This window comes from Microcoleus sp. S13C4 (assembly GCF_036700865.1).
Lineage (GTDB): Bacteria > Cyanobacteriota > Cyanobacteriia > Cyanobacteriales > Microcoleaceae > Microcoleus.
In genome coordinates this window covers 26,467-38,911 of sequence record NZ_JAUBPS010000045.1, presented here as the reverse complement: position 1 = coordinate 38,911, position 12,445 = coordinate 26,467, and the positions used below count along the sequence as shown (strand labels likewise).

General features: G+C 49.3%; 6 protein-coding genes. 2 read left to right on the top strand and 4 right to left on the bottom strand.

What is annotated here, in order from left to right:
- The first annotated feature begins 146 nt into the window (after positions 1 to 146).
- Entirely contained in the window at positions 147 to 1,313 is a 1,167-nt protein-coding gene (rpoD, locus tag QT996_RS18945; protein WP_333048311.1) for an RNA polymerase sigma factor RpoD, read from the top strand.
- Positions 1,314 to 1,527: 214 nt separating this feature from the next.
- Here rpoD and QT996_RS18940 read toward each other — a convergent pair whose 3' ends face one another.
- From QT996_RS18940 to QT996_RS18930, 3 genes are all read right to left on the bottom strand, one after another.
- Positions 1,528 to 1,680 (bottom strand): chlorophyll A-B binding protein, encoded by a 153-nt coding sequence (locus QT996_RS18940; RefSeq protein ID WP_333048310.1) that lies wholly within the window; start codon positions 1,678 to 1,680, stop codon positions 1,528 to 1,530.
- A gap of 122 nt (positions 1,681 to 1,802) precedes the next feature.
- On the bottom strand, positions 1,803 to 3,071 hold the full coding sequence (locus QT996_RS18935; RefSeq protein ID WP_445304577.1) for an ATP-binding cassette domain-containing protein: 1,269 nt from the start codon (positions 3,069 to 3,071) through the stop codon (positions 1,803 to 1,805).
- Between the two features lie 274 nt (positions 3,072 to 3,345).
- Positions 3,346 to 5,898: a DNA topoisomerase (ATP-hydrolyzing) gene (locus QT996_RS18930; protein WP_333048308.1), complete on the bottom strand. Its 2,553-nt coding sequence runs from the start codon at positions 5,896 to 5,898 to the stop codon at positions 3,346 to 3,348.
- A 1,497-nt stretch (positions 5,899 to 7,395) separates the two neighbouring features.
- Between QT996_RS18930 and QT996_RS18925 the strand changes: the two genes are divergently transcribed.
- Positions 7,396 to 7,791: a response regulator gene (locus QT996_RS18925; protein WP_006632892.1), complete on the top strand. Its 396-nt coding sequence runs from the start codon at positions 7,396 to 7,398 to the stop codon at positions 7,789 to 7,791.
- A 311-nt stretch (positions 7,792 to 8,102) separates the two neighbouring features.
- Here the strand turns inward: QT996_RS18925 and QT996_RS18920 are convergent, their stop codons facing one another.
- On the bottom strand, positions 8,103 to 12,233 hold the full coding sequence (locus tag QT996_RS18920) for a DNA-directed RNA polymerase subunit beta'' (RefSeq protein WP_333048307.1): 4,131 nt from the start codon (positions 12,231 to 12,233) through the stop codon (positions 8,103 to 8,105).
- Positions 12,234 to 12,445 lie beyond the last annotated feature (212 nt).

The following is a 12,445-nucleotide window of genomic DNA, read 5'->3' as shown; positions in this document are numbered from 1 at the left end:
GTTTCGGTAACAGATTCAGCTAGCAGACCGAAAATCCCACTATTTTTTCCTGCGGGAATGTCAATACTGGCTAACTTGTCTAAACTACAAACAGACACTATTCCACTGTTATTTATTCTTTAATTCAGGAGCATGAGGAAGACGGCATGATCCAGGCTAACACCGTACTCGAAACCACAATTACACCGGAAATGGAAACAATCGAGTTGCTTCGGAGCGCCGAAAGCGTTCTACCTGAGAGCGAGTTAGAACTCTTTATCGACGAAGAAGACGATAGAGAAGAATTCTTAGACTCTCAATCTGAGGAAGACCCTAAATCTGGCAAAGGCGCCAAAGCCCGCCGTCGGGCACAGGCAAAGAAAAAGCATTATACTGAAGACTCTATTCGTCTTTACCTGCAAGAAATCGGTCGGATTCGACTGCTGCGAGCTGACGAAGAGATTGAACTAGCGCGCAAGATTGCAGATTTGCTGGAATTAGAGCGAGTTCGAGAACAACTGCTCGAAGAGTATAACCGCGAACCCAAAGACAGCGAATGGGCTAATGCTGTAGATATGGCACTTCCTGCATTCCGTCACCGACTACACGTCGGCCGTCGGGCCAAGGAAAAAATGGTGCAATCAAACCTGCGTTTGGTGGTGTCGATCGCCAAAAAATACATGAATCGCGGTTTGTCTTTTCAAGATTTGATTCAGGAAGGCTCCTTGGGTCTGATCCGGGCCGCTGAAAAATTCGATCACGAAAAAGGCTACAAGTTTTCAACCTACGCAACTTGGTGGATACGTCAAGCCATCACCCGGGCCATCGCCGATCAATCGCGCACTATCCGCCTGCCGGTTCACCTTTACGAAACCATTTCGCGGATTAAGAAAACTACCAAACTCCTGTCTCAGGAAATGGGTCGCAAGCCTACGGAAGAAGAAATTGCTACCCGCATGGAGATGACGATCGAGAAGTTGCGGTTCATTGCTAAGTCCGCACAGTTGCCTATCTCTCTAGAAACTCCGATCGGCAAAGAGGAAGACTCCCGTCTGGGAGACTTTATTGAATCTGACGGGGAAACACCCGAAGATCAAGTCTCGAAAAACTTGCTCAGGGAAGACTTGGAAAGCGTTTTGGATACTCTCAGCCCCCGAGAACGGGATGTACTGCGACTGCGTTACGGCTTAGATGACGGACGGATGAAGACCTTGGAGGAAATTGGTCAAATCTTTAACGTCACTCGTGAGCGAATTCGCCAAATCGAGGCTAAAGCCCTGCGGAAGTTGCGCCATCCCAACCGGAACAGCATCTTAAAAGAATATATCCGCTAGAGTAATTTGCTAGCATCACCCAAAAGAGTGATTCGCACTCTTTTTTTTGGGGGGGAGACCCCCCGCCCCGGTTTGGGCTATAGCTGTTAAATTTTGTGCTGCTAACTGCCCGGAGCAAGTGGCTATTTGCTGGCCAAATCGCGCTGCCAAAATTTAGGGAGTCCGTTACGGAACTCCCCAGCTTTGCAGTGTCACAAAAGTCTTAACTAGAAAATTACATCAGGCCCCAAAAGTGAAGCAGGCCTTGACCGGAAACCAATTCGATTATGACAGCGGCAGAGAAACCAATCATCGCCAAACGACCGTTCCAATTTTCGGCTCCTTCGCTGAAGCCCCACTTCCAAGCGTTGCGTTTTTGTTCTTGCATAGTGCGAACTCCTTTAGTTAACTTTTGTAAGGCTTATGTAAATTAATATAACAGTGACTTGCCAAAAGGGCAATTTTGTGGATAGTGAGAGCGGTGATAACGGTCGATCGACCTTGATGATTTTACCTAACAGGAAAAATAGCCAACTCGGTATCAGGGTCGAACAAGTGAATTTTGTCATGGGCAATGGCCAACCAAAGCTCCTCGCCAACTCGGATCGATCGCTCAGGAGGAACCCGCACTTGCATCCGCACCGCCGGAGCATCCGTCAAACCAACCCCCAAATAAGTTTCGTGTCCCAAAGCCTCTACAATTTCCACTTGTACCGAAAGATTTTTGGTAGCCGGAGGGTTAATGCTCAGATGTTCCGGCCGAATGCCCAAAATTAGCCCTCGCCCGTCATATTGTTGTAGACTTTTTGCCCAAATATCGGGTAAAGTAAAGCGAAATTGCGGATGAGAAATCAACAACGGGGCACTAAATTGCACCGACAAAAAATTCATCGGCGGAGAACCGATAAACTCAGCAACAAACAGATTAGCCGGCTTGTTGTAAAGCTCTAGAGGTTGAGCTACTTGCTGAAGCTGACCTCTATTCATAATAGCAATCCGATCGCCCATAGTCATCGCCTCAGTTTGGTCGTGAGTCACATAAATAGTTGTAGTTCGCAACTGTCGCTGCAACTGCACAATTTGCGATCGAGTTTCCGCCCTCAATTTCGCATCAAGATTAGATAGCGGTTCGTCCATCAAAAAAACTTCAGGATTCCTAGCCATCGCCCTACCCAAAGCTACCCGCTGCTTTTGCCCTCCCGAAAGTTGTTTTGGCAAGCGATTTAAAAGAGATTCTATTTGCAATAATTCAGCTACCTCTCGCACTCGTTTTCCTACAGCCTTTTCCCGTTCCGACAAATAGCGCAAACCCGGAGGCAACTTGCGAGTGGCTCCTCCTAAAAAGTCCTCACACAAAGGATAAAGTAGATTAGTTTTAAAAGAATTAGAAGCTAAATAATTAATAACTTCTTCTATCTTCTTCCTAATTTTTTCTCCCTTCTGGATGCTTCCTTCTTCTCCTTGTATCTTCTCCATTCTTCCTTCTTCCTTCTTCCCTCTTCCTTCTTCCCTCTTCCTTCTTCCTTCTTCCTTCTTCCTTCTTCCTTCTTCTTTCTCCCTTTCCGAGCGGCGCAATCCAAAGGCGAGATTATCGTAAACTGTTAAGTGAGGATAGAGAGCATAATTTTGAAATACCATAGCGATATCTCGGTCTTTAGGAGGCAAATCGTTAAGGAGCCGATCGCCAACCCAAATATTGCCGGCAGTCAAAACTTCCAAACCGGCGATCGATCGCAGCAAAGTGCTTTTTCCGCAGCCCGAAGGCCCCACCAGCACCATGAATTCCCCGTCTTCGACCGTCAGGTTAATGCGCCGCAAAACGCTGTTAGACGAAGGGCGATCGGCAAAAGACGAGACACTTTCTGGGACGGTGTTTGCTTCTTTTTCCTGTTCTCCTTGGCGGAGCGGAAAACTTTTGTAAATATTTTCTAATACAACTTTCGCCATCAAACAATTTTAGATTTTAGATTGGGGATGTTAAAGTCTGATGTTCGGGGGGAAGAAGTCTTGCAAGAAGAATAATTCCCCATTACCAATGACCAATGATTAATGACTATTTACTGCTGATAACTTTGATAATTTTTTCACCCGGATTGAGGTCAAAAACTCGATCGCCCGCAGCATCTTTCCCCCAAAAAGCTATAGCATCAATAGCCGATCGCAGCAGGCGGCCAGAATTAGTAAAAAGTTTGACATCCGTACCCGGAACAGCCTGCAGCAAGCCAACTAAAGCATCTTTAGGCTCTGAGAAACGAAAAGCTTGAGTGCCAATTTCGCCCCGGTTAGTAAGTCTGACAGAACCTGCAGGCATTCGTTTTGCCCAACCCAACTCGGAAAATAGCACCAGACTGTCGTTCGGATCGAGAGTGATGCAACCCACCAACTCTTCCTGCTTCCGCAACCTGGTTACTTGAGAACCCTGGGCCGCGCGGCCCATTGGGGGCAGTTGTTCATCATCAATCTCAAACCGCAGGACTCGACCTCCTGAAGTGGCGATCGCCACTTGCTCGCCGACTTTACCCAGACTCGCACAGCGCAGCCGATCGTCCTCCTTGAGTTTAACAACTGTAACGCCACGATTAGTCAAATCAGCAAATTCCTGCATCGGCAAGCGCTTAATTTTCCCTTGCTGAGTCAGAGTTACTAAATCTGCAGCTTCCGAATTTTCCGGCAAAATAAAGTGTGCAACTGTGATTTCCGACAAAGCGCGACCGGCACTTTCTTTAGTAGCACTCGGCGACAACAAACTAACGATCGGCGTTCCCCGGTCTTTGGCGCTACTACTAGGAATATCGGCGACTTTCAGCGGGTAAGCTTTGCCGTTAGGAGTTAAGACGACCAAAGTGCGATCGGTTTTCGTCAGATTTGCCGTCACAATAAAATCTTCATTTTTTTCTAAAGCTGAAACCGATTTTTCGCGACTTTTCGAGCGTGGCTTTTCCCCAGTCGGCAAGCGTCGCACGTACTGCTTGTGCGAAAATTCAACAATAGTTTCCTCTGCCTCTACAACGGGCAATAAGTTCGGCTGAATCGTTGCCGGCGACAACTGCTTCACTGCAGAATTTTTCTTACCAGAAAATTGTGGTTCGGCGTTTGCTGCGCGTGCAGTTCCATTGGCGAATTTAGTGCGGCGGGGGTCAGCGTACTTGCGTTTGAGCGATCGAAGTTCCTTCTTTAAAGCCTTCAGAAGTTCGCGCCTGTCGCTCAACAACCGCTGCAATTCTTGAATATTAGCCATCAACTCATCAAACTCAGACTGCAAATTTTGCCTTTCCAAACCAGTCAGTCTACGCATAGGCATCGCCAAAATCGCATCAGCTTGACTTTCGCTCAAATTGAGGCGAACTTGGAAAGTTTGCTTAGCAGTAGAGCCGTCAGGAGAATTTCTGAGAATGTCGATCGCTGTATCGAGATTTGTCAAAGCCAACATTAAGCCTTGGACAATGTGACAGCGGCGTTCTGCAGCTTGCAACTCGTAATTGTAGCGGCGGGTAAGAGTCACTTCCCGGAAATCGAGAAATTCCTGCAACAATTGTCTCAGCGTCAACTGTCGCGGTTGACCGTTGACAATTGCCAGCAAAATTGCGCCAAAATTTGTTTGCAGGTCAGTTTGTTGGTAAAGGCGAGCGAGAACCGCTTCTGGCGTAAATTCCCGCTTGAGTTCAATCACAACTCGAATGCCTTCGCGATCGCTCTCGTCACGCAAATCAGAAATACCGTCGAGGCGGCCAGCATTGACCAACTCCGCCACCTTTTCAATCCAAGCCGCCTTATTTACCTGAAACGGAAACTCCGTCACAACGATCGCCGTTTTAGTACGCACCTTGCGATTACCTGGCACCTCTTCCACCCCGGCCACACCCCTGACCGCAATGCTGCCTCGACCCTTAGTGTAGGCGTCAACAATGCCCTCTGTAGCAACGATTTCCCCTCCTGTTGGAAAATCCGGACCCGGAATCAGTTCTATCAACTTCTCGTCCGATAGTTCCGGGTTTTCAATCAAAGCAATTAAACCGTCTACCACCTCTCCCAAATTGTGCGGCGGGATATTAGTTGCCATCCCCACAGCAATGCCCGTACAGCCGTTGAGTAACAGAAACGGCAACTGAGCAGGCAGCGCCGTCGGTTCCTGCTGGGAACTGTCAAAGTTAGCAGTAAAATCAACAGTTGCATCGCCGACTTGGGTTAGCATAGCTTCGTGGGCGATCGGTGCCAGCCTAGTTTCCGTATAGCGCATAGCAGCCGCCGGATCATTGTCCACCGAACCAAAATTGCCGTGACCCGCCAGTAAAGGATAGCGGCTCGAAAACTCCTGAACCATGCGTACCAGAGCGTCGTAAACCGATTGGTCGCCGTGGGGATGATATTTTCCCAAAACATCTCCAACTACCCGGGCGCACTTACGGTAAGGTCGATCGGGCGTCAGACCAAGTTCGTGCATCGCATATAAAATTCGACGGTGAACAGGTTTTAAACCGTCGCGGACATCAGGCAAAGCTCGCCCGACGATCACACTCATGGCATATTCGAGGTACGATTGCTGCATCTCGGCGTGCAGAGGCGTAGAAATTACTTGCCCGGAAAGTAGGTTGAGTTGTTTAGCCATGAGTCCTTGTGTCCGTTAATTCCTGAGTGAAAACAGCCTCTGTCAATAATGCCGAGGTTCCCTGTCTCGATTGAAAAGCCTTTGCCGCAGGTGAACCGAAAGTTCGACCCAACCGCCCAGTTGAAGAATAAAAATAAACTTAACTTGTGAAAGCAGAATCAGAGTCCCGAAGACGAGCAACACTTGCCTCTTACTCTCTATTCTTACCCTAACCTCTATGTTGCCTTCATTTGCGCCTACCTGTCTATTTACCTTCTGCTGTGAGAAGGTTGATTCACAGGAGAACACGGAATGCCAGAAACTCAGAACGTAGTGAGGCTGTAGCTCTTCCTAGGAAAGCGTCACGAGGGACTTGAGTCCCCGTCAATCTATGATAGAATTTAATTGCAATTAGGAATAACCATCTACACGAAGAAATATTCTATTCAGGAGAAACCCCAGATTGAGATCGTCTCGGTACAACCGTAGTGTGGATCCAGCACCAATGGTAGAAGATCGAGCTTACCGTATTTTGGCAAGCGTGAAAGACTCCGAAAGTATTAAAAAAGAAAAGTAAGCCGAATTGGAATACCTCTGGTACTGGTACCTGTTCTGATCGTGTAGAGGCAACTGGACTATGAGTGAAGTCCAAGTTTTGGGCTTATTCAACCATAGAGCGTGGCCGTGACTCGCTGAGAGTCTCAAAAATGCCGATATTGATGAATTCATCAGTCAAAAGCTCTCCGGGCGATATCTCCTAGTCTGACATCCCGTTGCTCAACGGAAGCGTCGATATTTTAAGCCGTTTTGAGGGGTTAAAACTGAGAATTTGGAATCTCCAACAATCCCCGCTCGATTCGCTACTCCGAATGCTGTGGCGACGGGAGTATGTGAATAAACATGGCTTGATTCTAATTAGGAGGAAGGAAAATAATTATCACACATTCCCGACTCTAATACCCGTTAAAAAAATAATGCAACTGTAGGCCCGTGATCCAAACTGATATCCAGTCAATCAGTTCCCATCTAAAATCTAAAATCTAAAATCTAAAATCTAAAATCTAAAATCTAAAATGGTAGAAGCCGCAGGCTTGACCGAAAGAGAGGATACTATAAGTCCAGGACGCACGGGTAGTCAGAAACCGGGTTTTTTCATAGCAATAGTTCGTTATAGCCCGCCGAAACGATCAAAAACCCGGTTGCGAGGCGTCGTCCATGCGTCCGGGATTGTACTAGAAACCTGCTACCTGAGAATCTGGAGACTCTCACCAGTGCCAGGTCTAGTTATAAAAAAGAACTAAACTGTCTGTGTGTAGTAGTCTAAATGATGGTACTGGATGCTTCTAAGCATCTGTAAACCCTCTCACAGCTAGTGGCTCAAGGATATACATACGGGTTTTGCAGGGTTCCCGGCTGATGGCGCTAAAAACTCTGCATTTTTGACGGGGAATGTAGTCCCCGTGTCGTGTTCCTCTTTGGACTAAAGTCACAAAGTTTCTATACTTCCCATATTTATTTATGAAAACCGTTCTGATTGTAGAGGACGATTTGGTTAATGCTCGGGTTTTTTCCAAAATTCTGACTAAGCGGGGGGGCTTAGCCGTGAAGCACACGGAAAATGTTGAAGAGGTGATGCAGATTGCTGCCAACGGCGAAGCGGATTTGATTTTAATGGATGTGTCTCTTTCGCGCAGCGTGTACCAGGGCAAATCTGTTGACGGCATTAAGATTACTCAACTGCTCAAAGCTGACCCGCAAACGGCCTCGCTGCCGATTATTTTGGTGACTGCTCACGCGATGGCTGGTGATAAAGAAACATTTCTGGATCAAAGCGGTGCCGACGGTTACATCTCTAAACCTGTGGTAGACCATCAAGAGTTTGTTAATCAAATCAAGGCTTTGTTGCCTGATTGAGTGAAGCATACATCAAGAAGGAATAAGAAGGAAGAAGGAAAAAGGAAGAAGGAAGAAAGAATTGTTTGTTTGAACCAACAAACAATTAAAACTCTAGAATTACAAAGTTTGCTTAAACTCTGAATCTTCCTTCTTCCTTCTTCCTTTGGATGTCCCGATTACACAAGGCGATGAGTTCGGACTGTTAATTAGTGAGGAAAAATTTGAGATTTTTCAACTCATGAAATCGAAGTGTGCGTTGCGGCGAGGAACCAAATTATCGTCAGCGAGCGCAACGCTGTTCACTCATTCATGCAATCTCAAAACTATGATTAATCTTCGTCCTCATCGAAGTCAAAACCGATATCATCCTCATCGTCAACATCGGGTCCCAAGGCATCATCCTCAGTCTCAGCGACAAAATCGTCCTCATCAACCTCAACTTCCTCAAAATCCTCATCAGCCTCAAGCTCTGACCCGCGCCCGATCTCAAAACCGCTCTCGATCGTATAGGCGCGGCGCGCAGTACGGTCATCAAGTACCACATCCTCCTGTAAATCGTGGATGTCGTCATCAAACACAGCACCATCAAAACCCGCATCCTGAACCCCAGCATCTTCGTAGGCATTGAACCCAGTACCCGCAGGAATCAGGCGGCCGATAATCACATTTTCCTTGAGTCCGCGCAGCCAGTCAGACTTACCTTCGATCGCAGCCTCAGTCAACACCCGCGTAGTCTCCTGGAACGAAGCAGCGGAAATAAAGCTATCAGTATTCAGCGAAGCCTTAGTAATCCCCAGCAACACCGGAGTATAATCCGCCGGCGCTCCACCAGTAATTGACATCGCCTCATTCACCTGCTCAACCTGCCGCAATTCTACCAACTCGCCGGGGAGCATAGTAGTATCGCCGCCATCTTCCATCCTGACTTTGTTGGTCATCTGGCGGACAATCACCTCGATGTGCTTGTCGGAAATATCTACGCCTTGAGACTGATAAACCGACTGCACCTCATTCACCAAAAACGTCTGTACCTGTTGGAAACTCTCCAAGGCAGCCTCAAAAGTAGACTGCCGCTCCTTGAGCACGTGGAAGAACACCTCCAGAATTTCGTGAGGGTTAGCAGGCCCGTCGGTCAAAGCTTCGGCGACGCCTACGCGCTGTCCGTCGGAAACGATCGGGTTTTGACCAGGCAACAAAGGATACTCCTCAATCCGGCCATCATCCTCAATCACCGCAAGTTCCACAACATCGTCATCCGTAACCACGCGAGCCGTCCCCGGCCGCTTGGCTAAAATACAGGCTTCCTTCGGCTTCCGCCCTTCGAGAAGTTCCTCAATCCGTGGCAAACCCTGAATGATATCCCCAGTCTTTGCCCGCTCAAACACCAGAATCACCAAATTGTCACCCCGCTGCACCAAGTCGCCGTCGTCTACGTGCAGCACCGCACCGGCCGAAACCCGGTAAGGACGAGCCACCCGGAGCAAGAGTTTCGCCGATTCTGTCTCCGACGCAGGTACAACCTTCACAACTTGGCCGGACTCTTCTAGAACAACCCCCGGAGCTATTTCGGTACCAGCCACCAGCAGTTGACCCGGACTCACATCCGGCGTACCCGCCACAGAGATCGAAATAGAATCCGCATCTCGCATCACCAACAGTCGGCGCACTGGTTCGCCGTGTCCCTCACGGATGCCGCGAACGATACCCGCTTCTTTGCAGAGAATCTCTGTGCGGGCGACTACTGCCCCAGGCGCGATCGACTGCCCGTCTTCGACCAACAGTCGCGTGTGAGTGCTTCCCTGAGTCGGATCGGCAGACACATCCCGCCGAATCACCAGCGATTCCAAAATCACCAACTGCAGGCGGAAAGTCCTTGAAGTTCGATCGCCCCCATCAGCCACAGCCATCGCCAACTCTTGCGACGCACTAACGTCTTCAGGCGAGCCCCAAGCAGGGCCCGAACCGTCCGCCCCAAAAGCCGTAGCATCCTCCTCATCCGGCAGCAGCTCGATATCCGCCGCCAGTTGCGGAGCTCCCGAACCAATTTCCAAAATGAGCTGAGTCCGCAGCAGTTCCAATCCCTCGACAGATTTGACACGCTCCCCATCCTTATAAGGGAGTCGCTGCACCGCTTTCAAAGAGATCGACTCATTCAGCGCCGTCTGAGAAGGCACTGGTGGCTTATCCGGCACCGGAAACTCCACCACAGGCCGCAGCAGCAAAGCCGGGCCCTCGGGAGTTTCGATATACTCCGCATAGCCCAACTCTTCGGCAACTAAGCCTGGGAAAATTTCTTGACCGGCGTTGACGATTTGACCTTCCCCGAATGTTAGCGGCGGGCGGTCAACTACATGGAGTGTGCCCGGCTTAATCACAATTTCCCGGAGAATGTCATTTTTCTGAGTGATTTCCACTGCCCCGCTGGTTTGGCAGAAAATATCCTTAACGACTTCTGTACCGGCTTCTACGTACTGACCATCTTCGACCAGCAGCAGAGAAATATCCTTATTGACTTCGTGGCACTCTTCCGGTATCCAGAGCAGAGTCCCCCCCTTCACGACTTCGTAGCCAAGTTTAGCTTTGCCGCGCTTGTGGACTTCCACCCCGCCGTACTTGACAATGCCCCCTGTAGCTGTGCGGTAGCTGTCGTCGAGCAGTTCGGCTACGACTTCCCCGTTAATGACTTTGCTCCCGGGAGCGGTTTTGAGGGAAAACCGCTGCTTAGAAGCTGTTTCGATCGTGTAGTGGTCGCGGCCGCCTGCACTTTCCGCCCGCACGACTGCTTGGTCGAGCAGGACTTGGGCGGTGATAATTTCAATTTCTCTGGGGTCAGCGATGCGGACTACGCCACCATGTTCGGAGACGAGTTTAGTTTCGGCAATCACGCTTTCGGCCGGAATGCGATCGCCATTTTTCACCGCTGGTTCGGCGCCAGGGGGCAAGTTGTAGACTTCTCCTGAGAGAATCCAAATCAGCCCGCCTTTGCTGGCTGTGCGGGTTGTGTTCCCTTGGCGGTCTGTTTTTTCTTCAGGCACCAAATCAGCAAATTTTGCTTCTCCCGCTAAGTCGGAAGCCACGTCTGTAGTCACTTTTTCAGTGGTTTTGCGGGCGGCGCGACCGATGATCGGCACTTCTGCCAAAACTTGACCGGGAATGGCGCGCTGTCCGTCTTTGACCATCAGAGTAGAACCCTGGACGATCGCCAATTCGATTTTCAGTTTTTGATTTTTGGCGCCGGATTTCCCTTCTTCAAATCCGTCGCCTTCAAATACAAGTTTGCCGTTGTTTTCTGCCACCAGTGCTTCTTCGCCGTGTCTGGTGCGGAAGGAGCGAGTACGCAAGTTCTTGAATTTCACTACCCCGGGGAAGGGGGCGCGTTCTTGTTTCGCGACTTCTCCGGTGAATACGCCGCCGGTGTGGAAGGTACGCATGGTGAGCTGGGTTCCCGGTTCCCCGATCGACTGAGCTGCAATAATCCCGATCGCTTCTCCCATGTCCACCATTTTCAAGTGGGCGAGACTCCAGCCATAGCAGTGCTGACAAACCGATCGGGTTGATTCACAAGTCAGGGGCGATCGTAAATACACCTCTCCCACCCCAGAATTACCAATTTCCCCCGCCAACTCCTCGGTAATTGGCTGATTTCGGACGGCTTTTTCACTGCCGTAAGCCACAATTTCCCCGGTTTTGGGGTGAACCACATCTTTGGCGAACACCCGCCCCAACAGCCTATCCTTCAGGGGAATCAGCACTGTTGCTCCGTCCGTCATCGGCCGCACTCGAATTCCCCGCTGGGTGCCGCAGTCCACTTCCCGCACAATTACGTCTTGGGACACATCCACTAAGCGACGTGTAAGATAGCCAGAGTCTGCCGTCCGCAACGCTGTATCTACCAAGCCTTTGCGCGCGCCGTAGGAAGAGATGATGTATTCGGTGACGGTGAGTCCTTCGCGGAAGTTGGTTTTAATTGGCAAGTCGATGATTTCTCCTTGGGGGTCAGCCATCAATCCGCGCATTCCGACTAGCTGCCGCACTTGAGAAATGTTTCCGCGCGCCCCGGAGAAGGCCATCATGTAGACCGAGTTTAGGGGGTCTGTGGCTCGGAAGTTTTTGACTACTTCGTCTTTGAGGTCTTCTGATGTGCTGTTCCAGGTATCGATTACTTTTTGGAACCGTTCGACTTCGGTGATTTCACCTCTGGTATATTTTTGTTCGGTGATGCGGATTTCTTCTTCGGCTGCATCTAGGAGCGATCGTTTTGACGGGGGAACCTGCAAATCGTCTACGCTAATCGAAACTCCCGCTCGTGTCGCAAAGCGGAAACCCAAGTCTTTGAGTTTATCGGCCATTTGCGCTGTACGGGCCGTTCCGTAGTGCATGAAGGACCAAGAAATTAATTTTTTGAGCTGACCTTTGTCAACAACTCGATTGCGAAAAACAATTTCCTTATTTTCTGTCATTTTTCTGAGTAGTGGTAATTGGTAATTGGTAACTTTTACTGCCGTTCGACTTCGGCTCCACTGAGCGAAGCCGAAGGATTGAGGAACCGCGTAGCCGAAGTATTGGTAATTGGTAATTGGTAATTGGTAATTGATAAGTAGAGCGACTGGAAAAAACAACTAGCCTTTTGTAGGGGCTGGTTTAGCCTATAAGGAATAGAGCTAAGCTAGGA

What these genes read in the sequence shown, in the direction of transcription:
- rpoD (WP_333048311.1), top strand. Translation starts at nt 147, where the DNA reads ATGATCCAGGCTAACACCGTACTCGAAACCACAATTACACCGGAAATG.
- QT996_RS18940 (WP_333048310.1), bottom strand. Translation starts at nt 1,680, where the DNA reads ATGCAAGAACAAAAACGCAACGCTTGGAAGTGGGGCTTCAGCGAAGGA.
- QT996_RS18935 (WP_445304577.1), bottom strand. Translation starts at nt 3,071, where the DNA reads ATGGTGCTGGTGGGGCCTTCGGGCTGCGGAAAAAGCACTTTGCTGCGA.
- QT996_RS18930 (WP_333048308.1), bottom strand. Translation starts at nt 5,898, where the DNA reads ATGGCTAAACAACTCAACCTACTTTCCGGGCAAGTAATTTCTACGCCT.
- QT996_RS18925 (WP_006632892.1), top strand. Translation starts at nt 7,396, where the DNA reads ATGAAAACCGTTCTGATTGTAGAGGACGATTTGGTTAATGCTCGGGTT.
- QT996_RS18920 (WP_333048307.1), bottom strand. Translation starts at nt 12,233, where the DNA reads ATGACAGAAAATAAGGAAATTGTTTTTCGCAATCGAGTTGTTGACAAA.